This is a genomic window from Bacillus cereus group sp. BfR-BA-01347 (assembly GCF_022663835.1).
GTDB classification, from domain to species: domain Bacteria; phylum Bacillota; class Bacilli; order Bacillales; family Bacillaceae_G; genus Bacillus_A; species Bacillus_A thuringiensis_K.
The window spans coordinates 49,432-71,044 of record NZ_JAKUGG010000009.1; the positions used below are offsets into that span (position 1 = coordinate 49,432).

Consider the following 21,613-nt stretch of genomic DNA (forward strand, 5'->3'; position numbering starts at 1 on the left):
GAAAAACTACATATCCTATTTATAAGTCCTTTTAATTGTTGACTTCACTCTTTTGGTAATGAGAATGCAACTTATCATAATTGACTGACTCATTAACCTCACATACAGGAAAAGATTCTTTGCCTGTCATATTTGTATATCTTTTTTGATTTGACTCATACTATTCATGAATCCCTTTACCAATATGAGTTATGTTGATACTTTCCTCTCTTTAGGACAAGCGGTTAGCTTGTCCTATTTGCGTTCCGAACAATATCTTTATGTGTCTTTTCCTTATTCACTAAATTTTATTTGTTAGTATTAAAAATAAAAATTGGAACATTATAAAAATGTTCCGCACTATTATATGGGTACAAAAGGAGGATATAAAATGGACAAACGAACTGAGAAAAAAGTTGAAGCTGTAGCACGTAAAGCTGCTGATTTAGAAGTTTCACAAGAATTAACTAGTCTTAAAAATCAAATTCAACAGTTGCAACACTCGTTATCTCAAGCATCTCAAGGCCAACAGATGGGCGGTCAACAAATGGGGGGGCAACAAGGCTTACAGCAAGCCAATCAACTCATGCAACAACTGCAACAATTTAGCCAACAATCTCAACAACAAATGCAACAGGCTGATCAACAATTACAGCAAACTATTCAACAAGCAATTCAAACACTAAACCAAGGGTTACAGTATTTACAGTCTAATCAAACATTAAGCCAAATAAATCAAGCCATTTCTCAAGCTCAATCGCAAGTTGATCAAATGGGCGGTCAGCAAGGCCAACAAATGGGTGGTCAGCAAGGCCAACAAATGGGTGGTCAGCAAGGCCAACAAATGGGTGGTCAGCAAGGCCAACAAATGGGTGGTCAGCAAGGCCAACAAATGGGCGGTCAGCAAGGCCAACAAATGGGTGGTCAACAAGATCAACAATTAGGTGGTCAACAACAATTTCACTAAGAATGTTCTTAGTGATTTAAGCAACAATAAATTTTTCATATCTTATATAACAGTAAGCAAACTCCAATTTCTTTTTGTTAGTTATTATTAAGGTTCAATAAATAGCAATACAAATTTTTCAAAGAGCACTTTTCATAGTGCTCTTATTTTTTATTGGTTCAGAAAATGATTAGTCAAAAAACGATTCTAGCCCGTCTTATTAATTGCCTCCGTACGCTATCTTTTTAAGTGTTTCAAAAGGTACACCTTTTCGAACATATTTAAAGATTACAAAGAAAAATAAGTTTTACAAAACACACAAAATGTTAAACTCATAGAACCTATTAATGTTAAGCAGACAAGCTGATATCACTGGATTTTTATTTGGTTATTTAATGACGGGTTTTACAAATTATAAAAAATGTAAAATTAGTTTACTTTTGTAGTTGAATTTTCCCAAAAAGTGATATTACAAATTGGATACGTATTTCATAGCAAAGCAAAAAGCACCCACCATGGATGATTTTAAAATTATATATGTTTGTACTAGAACCGTTTTTTAAATTCTTAGCAATAAAAAAGAATTTAAAAAACGATAATTATGAAATAAATCCACTCATTATACTAATGAATTGGCCAATCTTAGCTGTAACTTGGGAGCCATGAGCAACCATTGAGTTAATATCAGTTAAAGCCGCTTTAGCTCATCTAAGAAGAGAGGGTTTTACAGCTGCACCTTGTTCTACATTTTGTGCTATTTCTTCAACAAAATCCAAAGCATTCTCTTTAACATCTGAGTTCTCTATAGATATCTCTTTTAGTAATTTTATTTAGTAGAATATTCCCCTGTATAGCATCATTATTGGGTCCTGATTTCATGCGTTTAAAGTTAAGATATATTGAAAAGATCTTATTAAGATTTCTTGTCAATTTCTCATAAGTTTTCAGTTTATTCGGAAATTTAGTGGTTTTAATTTTACAGTTTAGTGAAATAGTGGGTTTGAAGATAATATAAAGCGTCTGCAGGACAATAGTTATGGGTATAAGATGAAAATATTGTATGTGTATAGCAAAACATAACGGAAACTCAACAACATGAACGGAAGGATAAACAGTACTGTATCATATGAACTTATTTGGTCTGTCTTAGGAGTCGTACAATGCAAAATTGTAAGTCAGCAATCCTAAAAATAAGTTTGCCTTCGGTAGTAAGCGCTCCACTAACGATGTTCATCCTCAATATTTTCTTAAAACGTTTGAAGGAATTTAGTTTATGTTTATAACTTTATGAAGAACATTAAATCTGTAGCATATATCATTCCTCTTGAATGAATTCACTTATAGATCCTCATCTAAACTAAAAAATTTCGCATATAACTTCATTTATGTTTAAAGTTTAAAAGCTCACCATAGATGATTTATAGAGAATGCAATTATAAATACAAGAAAATCTAATTTAAAATTGAAAATTCGTTCTATTTTGGTTAGATATGGAATAAATGAATTTTATTTCTCAATATTCACTGTATGTCACTTTTTTGTTTTTTTCTATATGATATTGGAAAAAGTATGCTTAATTTTATAACATAAATCCCCTACAAAATTATTACTCTACAAATTAATTTCTTAAAGAAAACTTCTTGTGAATATGTTACTAACTACATAAAGTGTAATATTAACAGAATTATTACCAAAATATTAGGTTTTTAGAATAAAAATGAGTGCTCAAAATATCATTGAAATCCAGGAATAGAAATCGTAATTAAAATTTTTTGTTTTCTGTCAGGTATGTAAATCACTTTAGCTACTTTATGGGTAATTTCATGTGTTTTTTCTTTTGCTTAAGTTTATGAAATAGGAGTATTAGCGCTAAATATTGTAGCTAAGAGTATGTAAAGCATAGAAAATTCGAATTAAACAAAATAGGAGGAAAGTGAAAATGAAGCATCAAGATGATAGTAAAACTGGTTTAGAAATAGCGATTATTGGAATGGCAGGTAAATTTCCAGGTGCAAATGAAATAAACCAATTCTGGGATAACCTAAAAAATGGTGTTGATTCAATTTCTACATTTACTGAAGACGAATTAATTAAAGAAGGTGTTAATTTAGATGTTTTACAACATCCTAATTTTGTGAAAGCAAAAGGGTATTTGGAGGAAGTAGAATATTTTGATGAATCCTTTTTTTCTTATACACCTAGAGAAGCGAAAATAATGGATCCCCAAATCCGTATGTTACAGGAAACAACATGGGAAGCATTAGAGATGGCAGGCTATAATCCATTTGATTATGAAGGATTAATAGGGTTATATGTAGGAGCATCTACTAATTTTAATTGGATGAAGCACACGCCATTATTAAACAGTGATAGTGTGGTTGAGTTTTCAGAGGCGGGTACTCTTTCCTATAAAGATGCAATTTCAACGCTTACATCCTATAAGTTGGGACTTAAGGGACCGAGTTTTACATTGTATACAGCTTGCTCTACATCTCTTTTGAGCATTCATCTTGCATGTAGATCATTGTTAACTGGAGAATGCTCTATTGCAGCTGCAGGTGGAGTATCTATAACGTATCCTAAAAAGAATGGTTATAAATACCATGAAGGAATGACAAGTTCACCTGATGGCAAAGTACGTACTTTTGATGCAGAAGCCCAGGGTGCAGTTTTTAGTGATGGTGTAGGTATGGTAATACTAAAGAGATTAGAAGATGCGATTGCTGATGGGGATACAATCTATGGTGTAATTAAGGGGTCAGCAGCAAATAATGATGGTGGTCGAAAAGTAGGCTATACTGCTCCGAGTGTTGAGGGACAGGCTGAAGTAATTCAAGCAGCACATAGTTTTGCTGAAGTTGATCCTTCTACAATTAGTTATATAGAAACGCATGGGACGGCAACGCCATTAGGGGATTCTATCGAAGTAGAGGCTCTAAAGAGAGCGTTTCAAGATGTGGACAAGAAATCTTTTTGTGCAATTGGTTCTGTTAAGAGTAATGTAGGTCATTTAGATACAGCTGCAGGGGTGACCGGACTTATAAAGACAGTTTTATCTATGAAACATAAACAACTCCCGCCAACTTTAAATGTGAAGCGCCCTAACTCGAAAATTGATTTTATAGATAGCCCATTTTATATCAATACTGATTTGGTAAATTGGCAAAGTGATGATAATGATCTTCTTCGAGCTGGTGTAAGTGCTTTCGGATATGGTGGAACTAACGTTCATATTGTATTAGAAGAAGCCCCTAAAGTTAAAAGTTCTGCTTCTACTAGAGAGAAAAAACTAATGGTTCTTTCTGCTAGATCAAAAGAAGCTTTAAATAATGCTACAGTAAATATGGTTGAATATCTGGAATCTAATAAAGATGTTGAATTAGCAGATGTAGCATACACATTGCAAACTGGCCGTCGATCATTTCCGTATAGAAGAGCGGTCTTATGTAAGGATATAGATAGCGCCATAGACAATTTAAAAACAGTTAAAGATTTTCACGTAAAAACGCAAGAAAATCCAGATTTGGTATTTGTGTTACCTAGCGAATACTCATCAATTATTGAGAATGTAAAAGAACTATACCAAAAGGAACCATTATTCTTAAAAGTATTTGAGCGTAATATGACTGATGCCCAAATGTATACTGGAAAAGCATTGAAAGAAGCATTCTTTAAAGGAACAGATGATAGCTTGGTTGAAGATTTAACCTTCTTCGTCTGCTTGCAATCGATTATTGATGTATTAATTGAATGTGATGTACGTCCTTCTAACATTATTGGTACAGGCTTAGCTGGAATGGTTTCAGATATTTATAATAAATCTCTTAAGTCAGAAGATGTCCTGAATCCATTAGTTGAAAACTATACAGAGTTACAGGCAGAATGGGCGCATGGAGAAAAAGTAGAACTTCTAACACAAGTTAAGGATGTAGATCTTAATTCTGTGATTGTACATATTGGAGAGTTTTTAAATTCTGAGATTAATAATAATCAGATTATTTTGCGAGGCGACTTGTTAGAGGTATTGGGACAAGCGTGGGAGTTAGGCGTAGAAATTAATTGGAGTAAACTGTATGAAGAGGAATATAGATTACGTATTGCCTTACCAGCATATCCTTTTGAGAAAAAGCGATATTGGATAGATCCAGCTGAACAGCAAAATATAACTAATAGTGAAGAAACATCGATAAAGAAACGTTCTAATATAGCTGAGTGGTTCTATACTCCAGGTTGGATGGAAAAAGAAATTGTAGATGTAACTAAAGAATCTACTAAAAGTTGGTTGTTATTTTTAGACAATGAGCATATAGGCTTAGCTCTTAAAGAAAAGCTTGAAAGAGATGGACATCGTGTTATAACAGTCGGTGTGGGTCCTTCATATAAAAAGATTAGTTTAAATGAATTTACAATATGCCCTACTGAACAAGAAGATTATTATCAGTTATTTAATGAGCTACAAAAACAAGAGTGTTTACCAGAGGAGATTGTTCACCTATGGAATGTGGATAATAAGGATTTAGGTATCGAGACCTTAGATACTGGATTCTATTCATTAATATCACTTGCAAAGACAATTAGTAAATTTAATTTACTTTATCCTATCAATATAAATGTTATGACGAATAATATGCAAAAGGTAGTAGGAGACGAGTCTATTATTGCAGAAAAATCTACTCTTTTGGCTCCTATAAAAGTATTTCCGCAAGAGTATCCAAATATTAGATGCCGTAGTGTAGATTTTATGTTGTCTGATAATGAAGAAGCATTAATATCAAACTTATATTCTGAGATTCAAACGGACATTATTGACACTGTAATAGCAATTCGAAATAACACTCGTTACATTCGAATCTATGAGCCTATACCTGATGAAAAAGTAAGTGAAATGCTAGTAATAAATGAAAATGAATTAGCTTCAAAAATTCCGAATATTCGATCGGAAGGGGTTTATTTAATTACTGGTGGAATGGGAGGAGTAGGTCTTAAATTAGCAGAATATTTGGCGCGTACAGTAAAGGCTAAACTAATATTAGTTAGTAGAACAGCTCTTCCTGATCGTGAAGAATGGGATCAAATTCTTCAATCACAGTTTGAAAATGAACAAGTATGTCAACGTATTAACCATATTCAGAAGTTGGATTCATTGGGAGCAAAAGTAATGACAGCTGTTGCAGATGTAGCTGATGAAGAGCAGATGAGAAACGTGATTCATCAGGCTGAGGCTAATTTTGGTCACATAAATGGGGTAATTCATGCAGCAGGTGTCTTACGTGTTAAATCATCTCAGTGTCCAATGGAAAAGATAAGTAGGATTGAATGTGAAGAGCAATTTCTTCCTAAAGTACATGGTGTGCTAGTTCTTGATAAGTTATTGAGTAATTATGATCTTGATTTTTGTTATCTTGTTTCATCACTTTCACCTATTTTGGGTGGATTAGGTTTTGTAGCCTATTCAGCAGCAAACCTTTACTTAGATAGTTTTTCAGACAAAGTGAGTAATACATCTAATAATCGATGGACCAGTATTAACTGGGGAGATTGGCAGTATACGGGAGCTCAACAGGTTAATAAAATATTCAATGCTCAAAGTATAGAAGCGCTTGAAATGACATCTGAGGAAGGACAAAAAACATTCCAATGTGTGCTTGGTTTAAGTGGTTTAAATCAGGTAATTATTTCTTCAGGAGATTTAAATAAACGTTTTGATCAATGGATTAATCTGAATTCTCGTAAACGAATTTCTGAATTGGAAACTCAAACTCAAACGAAAACGGGAGATAAGTTCAGAAATCAAGATGAAGTAGAGGAAATAATTATAGGGATTTGGAAAGAGTTTTACAGTGTTGATACTGTAAATGTAAATGAAAATTTCTTTGATCTTGGTGCAACTTCACTTCATATAATTCAAATTCATGAGAGATTAATTAATAGATTAGAAAAACAGATTTCAATTGGAGTTATGTTTGAGTATCCAAGTATTCGTTCTTTAGCGAGATACTTAAGTGGAGATAAGCAAAAGAGTCCAGTCAAACATACAAAACGTTTTAATCGAAAAACGAAAGAAGATAACGATATTGCAATTATAGGAATAGATGGACGTTTTCCTGGAGCACAGAATGTAAATGAATTCTGGAATAATATAAAGTCTGGAACAGAGTCTATTCAATTTTTTACAGATGAAGAGTTAATTGAATCTGGTGTGAATCCTATGGAAGTAAAAAGCCCTAATTATGTTAAAGCGAAAGGGTATTTAGAGGGAACTGATAATTTTGATGCTCCATTCTTTGATTATACACCTCAAGATGCATCGTTAATGGATCCGCAACTACGAGTATTTCATGAATGTGCGTGGTCTGCCCTTGAACATGCTGGATATAATATTGAGACATACCCGGGCCTAATTGGTGTATATAGTGGGGCATCTCCTAACTTATATTGGCAAGTGTTATCTACTCTTTCAGAGGCAAATGAACCAGCTGGACAATTCTTAATTTCATTACTTAACGACAAAGACTCGCTAAGTACTCAAATTTCTTACAAATTTAACCTAAAAGGACCAAGTATGAATATCTTTACGGGATGTTCAACATCATTGGTGGCTATTCATAATGCATGCCAAGCATTATTACAGGGGCATTGTGATATTGCTATAGCTGGGGGAATTACATTAACTCAACCTGAAAAAGCAGGTTATACCTACCAAGAAGGAATGCTATTTTCTTCAGATGGTCATTGTCGTCCTTTTGATGAAAATGCAAATGGAATGCTTTTTGGAGACGGTGTTGGGATTGTTGTTCTGAAGCCTTTACAGGAAGCTATAAATGATGGGGATACTATACATGCAGTAATAAAAGGAACGGCGATTAATAATGATGGGAATCGGAAAATTGGTTACACTGCACCTAGTGTAGAGGGCCAAGTAGAAGTTATTAAAATGGCGCAACATGAAGCAAATGTAGAACCTGAGTCCATTTCCTATATTGAAACACACGGAACTGCTACTAAACTAGGAGATACCATTGAGATCAAGGCGCTTAGTGAAGTGTTTAACTCTAATGAAAAACAATCTGTACCAATTGGATCTGTTAAAGCAAATGTAGGCCATCTAAATGCAGCGTCTGGTGTTGCTGGTTTAATTAAAACGGTCTTTGCGATGAAAGATCAGATTCTTCCGCCAAGTGTGAATTTTACAAAACCAAACACGCAAATTGGATTTGAAAAGACACCTTTTTATGTAAATCAACAATTAAATGAGTGGAAAGAGGATAATAAACCATTACGTGCAGGTGTTAGTTCATTTGGTATTGGTGGTACAAATGCACATATTATTTTGGAGGAGGCACCAAAGCTTGAAGCAACCTCAAATAGTAGACCATACCAGATGTTAATGATTTCGGCAAAATCGAAAGATGCTTTGGATCGTATGACTTTGAATTTAGGAAATCACCTTGAAGAGAATCCTCATGTGAATTTGGCAGACGCTAGTTATACATTGCAAATTGGACGTAAGGAATTCAAGCATAGGAGAGCTTTAGTTTGTTCCAGTACTCAAGAAGGAATTGAACAATTAAACCAGCCAGACGGAAGAAGAGTACAATATGCAAATGTAAAAGAGGAACATCCTAAAATCAACTTCCTGTTTTCTGGGAACGGATCGCAATATGTAAACATGGGGTTAGAATTATACGAACAAGAGGCAATTTTCCGTGAAGCTATGGATGAATGCTTTGCAATCCTTCAATCTGTTACGAATGTAAACATGAAAGAAGTGTTATACCCAACTACTTTCAGTATTGATGAGGCAACGGAAAAATTGAAAAGAATGGAATTTAGTCAACCAATTCTTTTCGCGTTTGAATACTCAGTTGCGAAACTATTAATGGGTTGGGGAATTAAACCTGAAGCAATGATTGGATATTCATTTGGCGAATATGTGGCTGCTTGTTTAGCAGAAGTATTTACTTTGGAAGATGCATTTAAATTAGTTGTAAAAAGAGGTCAGCTAATGAGTAGTCTTCCTGCAGGGGTAATGCTTAGTGTTCCGCTTCCAGAAGAGGAATTAATTCATTTAATTAATTCTTTTGAAAAAGAATATCAACATACCATTTCTTTAGCGGTAGTTAATGGTCCAGCTTGTATAGTTTCTGGGACAGAAGAAGCAATTGTAGATTTTGAAAATGAATTAAAGAAAAAGCGTTTAATGTGTATGCGAGTAACAATAGAAGGAGCAGCACATTCACACGAACTGGATTCAATTCTGGACGAGTATGCTTCCTATGTTAGTACATTGACACTTAGAGAACCTAAAATACCTTATTTATCAAACTTGACTGGTACTTGGATACGACCTGAAGAAGCAACAAACCCAGTTTATTGGGTAAAACATATGCGTGGAACTGTTCGATTCTCTGATGGAATTCAAGAGTTGAATAGCGACAATACAAGTCTATTCATAGAGATTGGTCCTGGAAATGACCTTAGTAGGCTTACTAGTCGCCTTTTAGACTATGAAAATGGTAATGAAAGAATATTTAATACGGTTCGATCTGTTCAACAAGATGTATCAGATATGTATTTCTTATTTAGTCACATCACTCGAATGTGGGTAACAGGTATTTCTATAGATTGGGAACAATTTTATAAAGATGAGAAGAGAAGACGTATCCCATTACCAATGTATTCTTTCAATAAAATATCTTATAAATTACAAGGTAATCCGTATGATTTAGGTCAAAAGCTTAATAGTAAGCAATCTAAAATTAGTAAGAATAACAACATTTCTGAATGGTTCTATACGCCGCAATGGAAAAGTTCTACATTGTTTGAACCAAATCATGATGTGAATGAGACATGGATTGTTTTTGTAGATCAAGAAGGGTTAGGTAATGAACTAGTTAAGGACTTATTAAATAAAGGGCAGAGAGTAGTTACAGTAGAAACTGGCTTTGCTTTTAATAAGGAGAATAACGATCGCTTCATTATAAATCCTGAAGAACGTACAGATTACGTTAAGTTATTGGATGAAGTACAAGAAATATGTGGTTTACCTACAAGAATAGTTCATATGTGGGGAATTACGGATGAGGAAAGACAAGCCTCAATTGAATATGTAAATTGTAAACAAAACTTAGGATTCTATTCAATTTTTTACTTAACTCAGGCACTAGGAGACAAGAATATCTCTGATTCAATCTCAATTCGAATCATTACAAATGGTGTTCAACAAGTGATTGGTGATGAAGAATTAATTCCAGAAAAATCAACTGTACTTGGAACGTCATTAGTTGTTCCGCAAGAGTATTCTTATCTTTCTTGTTCAAGTGTTGATGTTGTTTTACCTCTAAACAAAGAATGGAAGAGCAGGTTAATAAATCAATTAGTAGAGGAATGCCTTTCAAATACGAATGATAAGATGATTGCTTATCGAGGAAATAAAAGATTTGTTCAAACTTACGAGCCTTTACAACTAGAACAGCCAGCTAAAGAGAAACTGCCTTTACGAAAAAATGGAGTTTACCTTATTACAGGAGGACTCGGAGGTATTGGGACAATTCTTGCGAAACACTTGGCTCAAACTGTACAAGCCAACTTAGTTCTTCTTACACGTACAGGTCTGCCAAATCGTGATGAGTGGGATATGCATTTGAAGGAAAATACGATGTATTCGGACAGAATTCGTAAAGTTTTAGAGATAGAAGAAACGGGATCTAAAGTTTATGTACTTGCTGCTGATGTTACAGATCAATCACAACTATACGAAGCAATTCATAAGGCAGAACAAGAATTTGGAAAGATTAATGGTGTAATTCATGGTGCAGGTATTCTCGGTGGAAAGACTTTTAATTTGATTCAGGAACTTGAAAAAGAGGACTGTGAGGAACAATTTTCTGCAAAAATTTATGGTCTTCTCAATTTAGAAGAGTGCTTACGAAATAAAGACTTAGATTTTTGTGTTCTAATGTCTTCAATTTCAGCGGTCTTAGGTGGATTAGGTTATGTTTCATATGCTGCTTCAAATATATACATGGATGTTTTTGCACAATATATAAATCGTTATTCCAAACTGCCTTGGATAAGTGTCAATTGGAGTGACTGGAAATACTGGGAAGATGAAGAAAAAGATATGCAAATAGGTGCAAGTGTACATGAATTATCTATGACACCTGAAGAGGGAGTTCAGGCCTTTAATATAGCACTGTCATGGAAACAAGGGGAAGTACTGATTCATTCTCCAGGGGAACTGCAAGCGCGTATTGATCAATGGGTGTTATTAAATTCTTTCAATGATGAGAAGGAAGAAGAATTAGATTCTACGTTATACCATTCTAGACCACAACTCTTGAATGAATATGTAGCACCTCGCAATGAGGTAGAAGAAAAGCTTTCAAAAATTTGGAGAAATATATTTAAAGTTTCAGAAGTTGGTGTTCATGATGATCTTCTGGAACTAGGTGGAGATTCACTTAAGGCTATTACTATTGTTTCAAAAATTCATAAAGAGTTTAATGTTGAAGTTCCTATTAAAGAACTCTTTACTCTATCAAATATTGAGAAACTAGCAAATTATATTTCAAGGGCAGATAAGAGTGAATTTGATGTTATTGTTCCAGCTGAACCTAAATCTCATTATCAGCTTTCTTCAGCTCAGAAGAGATTTTATGTATTACACCGATTGTATCCAGAAAGTACAGCTTATAATGATACTTCCGTTATTCTTTTAAATGGAAAATTAAACATTGAACGTTTAGAAAAGGCGTTCACTCAATTAATTAAGCGTCATGAGATATTTAGAACTACTATTGAAATGAAAAATGATAAACCGGTACAAATTATTCATGATCATGCTGATTTCCATATTACTCAAATTGAGGGCTTTGAATCTGAAGTGGAACAAATAATTAATGAATTTATTCGCCCATTTAATTTTAATAATGCTCCATATTTCCGTGTAGGGTTAATTAGATTGGAAGAACAAAAACATATTTTAATTATTGATTTACATCATATAGTAACCGATGGAGTTTCCTATGATATTTTTGTTAGAGATCTATTTGCGCTTTACTCAGGAGAGAAATTACCAAACTTAAAAATACAGTATAAGGATTACTCAGAATGGCAGCAGAGTGAAAAAGAAAAAGAAATTGCTCTCAAACATGAACAGTATTGGCTAGAGCAATTTAAAGATGGTGTACCTGTCTTGAATATGCCTACTGATTATACAAGACCTGAAATATTAGATCTGAAAGGTAGTAAAATATCCTTTACTATTGATTCAAATGTTACCAAGAAAATTAAGCGTTTATTAGCAAAAGAAGAAACTACATTATATACGCTAATGCTCTCTGTATATAATATTTTGCTAGGTAAATATACTGGCCAAGAGGATGTTGTAATTGGTTCACCAATTACTGGTCGCCCGCATGCGGATTTACAAGATATTATAGGAGTATTTGTAAACATGTTAGGAATAAGGAACTATCCAAGAGCTGAACAAAGGTTTACTCAATTCCTATTTGAAGTAAAAGAGCAGGTCTTACAAGCATTTGAACATCAAAAATGTCAATATGAGGACCTGGTTAATCAATTAGGACTTCAGGGCACGTATAATAGGAACCCACTTTTCGATGTTTCATTTGTTATGCAAAATATGGATGCAGATCATATGTTTATCGATGGTTTAGAACTAAGGACATATGATCACGACTTTAAGCGCGCACAAATGGATTTATTGCTAAGAGTGGTTGAATTGGAAGATACAATTGAACTGACTATGGAATATGCAACCTCTTTATATACTAGGGACACGGTTCAAAAGTTATGTGAGCGTTATGTTGAGATTTTTGAACAAATTGTAGATCATCCTGAAATTTTATTAAAAGATATTTCATTTAAACAAGAAATTCAAGAACTGCAACCAGTTAAGGTATCAGTAGATTTTGGGGATTTTAACTTTTAATTGATTATTGTCAGGAGTGAGTAACTATGGTTGAACGATTAGCAAATAAAGATAAAGTAATTGCCGCAAATGAACGAATAAAGGAAAGAGAATTTTGGTTAGAAAACTTATCAGGGGAACTGGCTGACTGCCATTTCCCTTATGATTACCGGACATCAAACAAACAGGTGAATTTATCAAATGTTAACATAAAACTAAAAGAGGAATTGTCCGAGAAGATTTTAAAGTTAGCAAATGGATCAGATCTTCAGTTGCACATGATTCTTACTGCTGGACTTACCTTGCTGTTAAATAAATATACTAGATTGCAAGATATATGCATTGGTACACCTGTTTTAAAACAAGACAGTGATACTAACCTTATTAATACTTTGTTAGTTTTAAGACATGGTCTTGAGGAACATATGACATATAGACAAATTCTCCAGCATGTTAGTACAGTAATGGTTAATGCTTTAGAACATCAAAATTTCCCATTGGAAAGTTTACAACCGGTTTTGAGTAACTACCTTCCAGAGGGGCGTAATTATCCGTTCCGTACTGCAATTTTGCTAGAGGAAATTCAAGATTTAAATTATTTAAGTGAGAGCAATGCTGAGATTATATTCTCTTTCCGTCAAGTAAATGGGTGTATAGAAGTTGATATGTATTTTAATGAGCATCTATACAAAACATCTACTGTTATGCGATTTGGTCATCATTTTATAGACTTGTTAGAGCAAGCTTTACTACAACCGAATACGCCGCATATAGATTTAGATTGGGTTAGTGATAATGATATAAGAGAGTTAATGACATTTAATCAAACTGAGTTAGATTACCCGCATCATTTAACGGTGATACAGTTATTTGAAGAACAAGTCATGCATAATCCAAATAAACTTGCTGTTTCTGATGACAAAAGAGAAATAACATACGCTCAATTAAAAGAAAAGGTAGATCTGGTTGCCAGTTCTCTACATAAAAAAGGAATTGGAAAAGGACACATTGTTGGTCTTATGATGGATCGATCCATTGATGCAGTCATTGCAATGCTAGGTATTTTAAAAAGTGGGGCTGCTTATTTACCTATTAACATATATTTGCCGTATAAACGGATAGAGGCGATGCTAAAAGAATGTAAATCTCCACTTTGTATAGTAAAACCAGAGGTTATTAGTGAAGATTTTACAAGACAAATCCAGGATTGTAGTATGGTGAGTTTTAATGAACTACTTGAAACAGAGTTGATTAGTTTCCCTTCAGTAAGTACACCTTACGATTTGGCATATGTTATTTTCACCTCTGGAACTACAGGTAATCCTAAAGGAATTATGGTTGAAAATCGTAGTGTTGTAAATTTAATATTTGGGTTAAAAAATGAAATATATGATAAATATAGTTCTTCTATGCGAATCGGGTTAGTTTCACCTTTTGAGTTTGACGCTTCAGTACAAAACATGTTTGGTGCGCTTCTATTAGGAAATAGTTTATTTATAGTACCTGAGGAAGCAAGAACTGATGGGCAGGAGTTAATTAATTTTTATCAAGAAAAGCAAATAAATATTGCTGATGGAACGCCGATGCATCTTCGATTATTAACTAATTTTATAGATGAAGAGGTAGAATATTCATTTAAACATTTTATTATTGCTGGAGAGGAATTACCACCGAAATTAGCACGGAAGTTCCTTGGTTTATTTAATGAAAACTGCCGACCAAATTTAACTAATGCTTATGGACCTACAGAGACAACTGTAGATTCTACATGTTATCATGTTCAGAACGCTGAGTTAGAATTTATGAATCAATTACCAATAGGAAGACCTCTAGCTAATCAAAAAGTTTATATTATGGGTGATAATCAACAATTACAACCCGTTGGAATTCCTGGGGAATTGTGTATTTCAGGAGAAGGATTAGCAAGAGGTTATTTAAATCAACCTAAGTTAACTATGGAGAAATTTGTTCCTATACAAATCAACAAAGAGGGTTCTTCTATTATAGATGACAAGGTATATCGTACTGGAGATTTGGCACGCTGGTTACCAGATGGAAATCTTGAATATTTAGGCCGTATGGATGATCAAGTCAAAATTCGTGGATTACGAATTGAATTGGGAGAAATAGAAAAGCAACTATTACGATATCCTGAAATTGGTGAAGCTATTGTAATTACACGTAAAAAAGAGGGAGAAGATGCTCCGGTTTTATGTGCATATGTTGTTATGAATTCTTCAGCTAAAGTAGAAGAGGTACGCCAATTCCTTAGAGAGTATTTACCTTTTTATATGATTCCTGCATACATCATCCCGATTGAGCAGTTTCCAATCTCATCAAACGGTAAAATAGATCGGAAAGCTCTTCCAGATCCAATTTGGGAGCAATCCACAGCTTTATTTATTGAACCACGTAATGAAATTGAACAAATGCTCTCTGAGATATGGAAAGTAGTACTTGGAATAGAGAAAATAGGTGTGAATGATAACTTTTTCGAATTAGGAGGTAATTCATTACAAATTACTTCTGTTGTTTCACACATATATAAACGTTTAGGTGTAGATGTACCTATACGTGAAATGTTTCAAAGGCCTACAATTATGCTATTAGCGGAGTATATAGAGAAATATGAAGGGAAGAAAAATTATTCTCAAATTGAGATCGTACCTGATAGAGAATTTTATCAAGCTTCTTCTTCACAAAAAAGATTATATATATTAAACCGCTTTGCTGGAATAGGAACTGCCTACAATATACCAGGTGCAATGTTAATAGAAGGTGAGTTTGATTTTATAAAGGCAGAACAATGTGTCAAAGAATTAGTAGAACGTCATGAATCATTAAGAACTTCATTCCAATTTATTAAAGGTGAACCAGTTCAATTTATTCATGATAGTTTAGATATTAGAATTGAACATTTATATAAATCTGATAGATCAACAATTGAAGAGCTAATACAGGAATTTGTTCGTCCTTTTCAGTTAGATAGGGCTCCACTTATGCGCGTCGGTTTAATGAAATTAGAATTCAATCAATATCTGTTACTATTTGATCTTCATCACATAATAGCAGATGGAGTATCTTTAGCGAAGTTAGAAAAAGAGTTTATAGATTTATATTCAGGCAAAGCCTTAGAGCCTATTAAAATACAATACAAAGATTATGCCAATTGGCAAACCAACCGTTTACATGATGAAGGGCTGAAAGAAATTGAAGAGTATTGGGTAGAGAAGTTTAAAGGTGAGTTACCAATTCTTATGTTCCCAACCGATAAGCCACGTGGGCTAAATCAAACTTTTGAAGGTGATAGATTAGTATTCCATTTAACACCTGAACTTTCTAATAAATTAAAATCCTTTGCGGATGAAAGAGAAGCTACTTTATATATGGTACTTCTTTCGTCACTAAATATAGTATTGCATGTGTATACGCAACAGGAAGATATTATAGTAGGTTCTCCAATTGCAGGAAGAATTCATCATGATCTTGAGCCTATCATAGGTATGTTTGTAAATACTCTACCTATGAGAAATCATCCTAAAGCGGAAAAGACGATAATTCAATTCTTAAATGAAGTAAAAGAAAATGCGCTAGAAGCATTTCAATATCAAGAATACCCATTTGATGAGTTAGTAAATAAGTTAGACATGGCTTATCATACTAATCGAAATCCTGTATTTGATGTCATGTTAGTAATGCAGAATATCGGAAGAACATCAGAAAAAATAAAAGATATTACATTTAAATCATACGAAATTAAGCATCAAGCTTCAAAGGTAGATATGAGTATAGAAGTATTTCCGGAAGAAGAGGGTCTGCGATTAGAATTGGAATACGCGACAGGATTATATTATCCGCAAACTATAGAGCGGTTTATGATGCATTTTATAAATACGCTAGAGTGGATGGTAGCTAATCCTGAAGCGAAAATTGAAGACGTTAATGTTTTAAGTAAAAGTGAATCCACAAGGATGTTAAATGAACTTAATAATACAAAATTAGATTTTACTCAGGGTAAATTAGTTCATCAATTTTTTGAGGATCAGGTTGAAAATAAATCAGAAGAAATCGCAGTTATTTCAAATGATATACCGTACAGTTATTCGTATATCAATAATCGAGCAAATCAGCTTGCTCGTATTCTTAGACAAAAAGGTGTAGATCAGGAAACTAAAATTGGTATCGTTGTGGAAAGATCCGTAGAAATGATTATAGCTATATTTGCTGCGCTAAAATCTGGAGCTGCATATGTACCAATTGATCCTGAATATCCAAAGCGTCGAATGGAACATATTTTAGAGGATTGTAATCCTCAATTTGTACTTACAGAATCTAAATACGTAGGTGAAATTCCATTTGTAGGAGAGATTATTGATTTAAAGCAAGAAAATTTGTACGTTGGTGATACAAGTAACCTGGAGGTTACTGGAAAACCAAATAACTTAGCTTATATTTTATATACCTCAGGTTCTACAGGTAGACCAAAAGGAGTCATGATTGAACATTGTAGTATTGTGAATTTCTTATTTTCAATGACTCATTTATATCCTATGGATGAATCAGATACGTATTTACTGAAGACGCCTTATATATTTGATGTATCTGTTTTAGAGTTGTTTGGGTGGACCATAGTAGGTAGTAAATTAGTAATAATGGAAAATGGGGAACATCGAAACCCAAGGGCAATTTTAAGAACTATAGATAAATATGATGTAAAATTATTAAATTTTGTACCGTCTATGTTTAGAGCATTCGTAAATACACTTAATAATGAAAATTGCCAGGTTTTAAATAAAGTAAAGTATATATTACTTGCGGGTGAAGCTTTGACACATGAGGTGGTTAATAAATTTAAAAAGCATCGACTATCGACTCAAATAGAAAATATGTATGGTCCTACTGAGGCGACGGTTATCGCAAGTACATTTTCACTTCAAGAAAGTGAAAACTATAATACTATTCCTATTGGAAAGCCTATTCCGAATGTAAGGCTTTATATACTTAATCAAAAACAGAGACTTCAGCCTATTGGCGCGGTAGGAGAGCTGTATATTGCGGGAGAAGGGCTTGCAAGAGGATATGTAAATCAAATGAGATTAACTGAAGAAAAGTTTTTACCAGACCCATTTGTAAAAGGGGAGAAAATGTACAGGACAGGAGATCTTTCACGCTGGTTACCTGATGGGAATATAGAATTCCTCGGTAGAAATGATGAACAATTAAAAATTAGAGGATATCGAATTGAGCCAGGGGAAATTTTAGATGCTTTATCTTCACATCATGCAATTAAAGAAGCAGTGATAGTAGACATTCAAGATGAAGATGGGCAGAAAAAACTTGTAGCTTATTTCGTAGCAAAATCACCTGTATCCATTTCTGATTTGAAATTGCATCTTGCGAAATTAGTTCCGAGTTATATGATACCTACTTTCTTTGTTGAAGTTGAAAACATACCATTAACACCAAGTGGAAAGGTTGATCGACATTCCTTACCTTCACCTAGATCTTTACCTAAGAATGAGGAGGAGAGTATGATGTCTCCTAGTAATGAGTTAGAATCTCGTTTGGTTGAAATATGGAAAAGTATATTGAAGATTGAAGCTGTCGGTGTAGAGGATGATTTCTTTGACTTAGGAGGAAATTCTCTACTAGCTATTGAGCTTGATCTTGCTTTAGAAAACGAGAATCTTAATACGGACGACTTAGTCGCATATACAAAACGCAATATTAAACAACTAGCTGCTTATATAGCAGAAAAGAAAAATAATTAGTATTACTTCATATTGTAAACACGACTTTTAAGAGTTTAAATTTACACTTGCTATACTGTGGGATTAAAGGAGCTTTCCCTCTTAGCTTTCTGGAATGTTAGTGTTTGTTCTGGTGACTATGAGTTAGGGAATTCTCCTCCCTATTATAGAATGATTAAAATAAAAAAATGATTAGAGAAATAAGATTATTTATATGAAATGCATTAATAATAATTGATAGCTTTTTAAAGAAGATATACATATCTCTGTCAACTTAGTATAGAGAAATAACCAAATTACAATAGTTTTTCCTGCTGGTAAAAATATAGAGGTGAGTAAATGGGAAATTATACTTCTTCAATCTTATATGATGTTGAGCCTTGTAAAAGTTCTGAACAGAATTGTATTGATGATGTAATTGCTACGTTAGCTAATTGGTTTAAGCGTAAACATTATTTAATGTACGCTAGATTATGGGATTTTGGTTTTTCTCCTGTCGATAATGGAAATCTAGGGGATGGTTTATATACAGAGTCTGGTTATTTTGTAAGTGATTTAGAAAAATATCATGGTATAAAAAGTACTATATTTGATAAAGATTCATCCGATGAAGGATTTGAAATTATATTAGAACAATTATACTCGGGATTTCCTGTGGTGGTAACCATGAATGCATACTGGCTTCCTTGGGATGAAAATTATCTAAAAAATCATATTGTTCATTCATTTGTTATTGTAGGATATGAGCCCGAAGAAGACTGTTTAATTATTACCGATCCATATTTTATGGTTAAAAATGCACAACTTTCAACAGAACTTTTTCATAAGGGTTATCAAAAAGTAAGTACTTTAAAAGTTACTGAAGATGAAATCACAGACATACAATCGATTACAACCGATTTGTCAAATTGGATAAAACATATAAAAGATGAAAAACATATTTTTTCACAAATGCACCTTTTTGCTACGAAACTAATAAGTAGGTTTGATTTAAATAAAGAGACAGATGGATATTCAGACTTTAATGATGTTCCGTTATTCTCACATTTAGGTCAAGTTGTAGATGGCCGAGTGAAGTTTTCAAAAATGCTTTCGTTTCTTGGTGAGCGTTATCACTCGGACTTCCAAACTATCGCTGAATCTATGAAGACAGCAGCTGCCAATTGGGGAGTAATTCGTGGATCATTGATAAAAATGCACTTAACAAAATCAGTAACTAAAGAAGGAATAGTAAACATTTCAGATAAAATTCACCATGCTGCAGAATACGAGCAAAATTTAGCTGAACAAATAATGACATTTCTTATTTCTGTTATAGAAGGTAATACAAAGAATGTAATTATAGATTCTTCTCCATCGATGGAGACTACTAATTATGTAAAACCACTCGATGATATGGAGAGAAAGCTAGTTGATATATGGAAAGAAGTTATAGGTAATCCTTGTATTGGTGTGGAAGATAATTTTTTCGCACTTGGTGGTCATTCCCTTCATGCTACTGTAATCAACGCTAAAATATGGAAAGAATTTAACGTGCAATTATCATTGGCAAATCTTTTTGAGTATCCAACAATAAGCACTTTAAGTCATTTTATTAAAAATTCAAAAGAAAATAGGTTGCAAGATATAGAAGTAGTACCGAAATCTGAAGTATACCCGGTTTCATCGACTCAAAAAAGAATGATGCTATTACAAGAGATGGATGGGGTACAGATGACATACAATGTACCAAGTTGGTTTATTCTTAAAGGAAGGGTGGACCGGAAAAGGATAGAATTAGTCTTTGAAAAGCTTATTAAACGCCATGAAATACTCAGAACACAGTTTGAGTGGCAGGGGGATCAATTAGTACAGAGAGTATTAGAACAGGTAACATTTGAGCTAGAAATGATAAAGGGAGATTATAAAGAATGGTTACAACCATTTGATCTTTCTAAGGTTCCGTTAATGCGGGCTGGACTAAAGGAGCTAAAAGATAATAGTTATTTACTTGTAATTGACCTTCATCACATCATAACAGATGGCGTGTCTTTAAGTATCTTTATGCATGATTTTAAGGCCCTATATGCAGGGGAAACATTGCCGGAAAATCGTTTGCAATATAAAGATTATGCTGTGTGGGAACAAAAATTATTATCTTCTAAAGAATTTGATATCCATAAGAAATACTGGGAGGAATTATTCTCAGGGGATATACCAGTTCTTGAATTACCATACGATCGAGGTCGACCACCAGTAAAGAGTTTTGAGGGTGAACAATACAATTTCCAAGTAAACAAGGAAATTACTCAAAAAATAAAAAAAATAGCACTAGAAACTGATACGACACCTTTTATGTTACTTATGGCTACTTTCACTATTTTTCTGTACAAGCATGGGGAACAAAAGGATGTCATTATAGGAACACCAGTTGCAGGTAGGCCGCATGCTGATTTGTTACCTCTTATGGGGCTGTTTGTAAATACAATTGCATTACGTTATCAAATAAATCCAGATCAATCTTTTATTAATCACTTGAAAAAAGTGAAAAACGATACGTTAGAAGCTTTCGAACATCAGGTGTATCCATTTGATCAGTTAGTGGAAAAATTAGATCTTTCTAGAGACTTAAGCCGAAGTGCTTTATTTGATGTCATGTTTGTATTACAAAATTCGGATGAAAAACATACAGTTGTGGATGGATTAGAAATTAGCACAGAAACAAACACAGATACACTAACAAGTAAGTTTGATTTAACTCTTATTGCTCAAGAAAATAAAGATATATATGAATTCACTTTTGAATATGCTACATCTTTATTTGATAAATCAACAATAGTAGAATTTGGACGGCGATTTAACCTTCTATTAGAAGAAATAACAACTCATCCTAATGTTAGTCTAAAAGATATTCAAATGTTAACAAGTGAGGAAAAAGAACTTGTTTTATCTGCGACTCAGGAGAAAGAAAAAATAATAATAGAGACCGATTTTAATTGGGATATTGGTTAATTGATTTCCTAG

At 33.5% G+C, this 21,613-nt stretch carries 4 protein-coding genes; all 4 read left to right on the top strand.

What is annotated here, in order from left to right; all coding sequences use genetic code 11:
• Positions 1 to 370 precede the first annotated feature (370 nt).
• The 4 genes from MR143_RS15185 to MR143_RS15200 all read left to right on the top strand — a co-directional run bounded on the left by MR143_RS15185 (position 371) and on the right by MR143_RS15200 (position 21,601).
• Positions 371 to 946, top strand: coding sequence for a hypothetical protein (locus MR143_RS15185; protein WP_000361397.1), 576 nt, complete (start codon positions 371 to 373; stop codon positions 944 to 946).
• Positions 947 to 2,864: 1,918 nt separating this feature from the next.
• Positions 2,865 to 12,881: an SDR family NAD(P)-dependent oxidoreductase gene (locus tag MR143_RS15190; RefSeq protein WP_242280831.1), complete on the top strand. Its 10,017-nt coding sequence runs from the start codon at positions 2,865 to 2,867 to the stop codon at positions 12,879 to 12,881.
• Between the two features lie 26 nt (positions 12,882 to 12,907).
• Complete coding sequence (locus MR143_RS15195; RefSeq protein WP_242280832.1) at positions 12,908 to 18,631, top strand: non-ribosomal peptide synthetase; 5,724 nt, start codon at positions 12,908 to 12,910, stop codon at positions 18,629 to 18,631.
• Between the two features lie 318 nt (positions 18,632 to 18,949).
• Entirely contained in the window at positions 18,950 to 21,601 is a 2,652-nt protein-coding gene (locus MR143_RS15200) for a condensation domain-containing protein (RefSeq protein ID WP_242280833.1), read from the top strand.
• Positions 21,602 to 21,613: the final 12 nt, after the last annotated feature.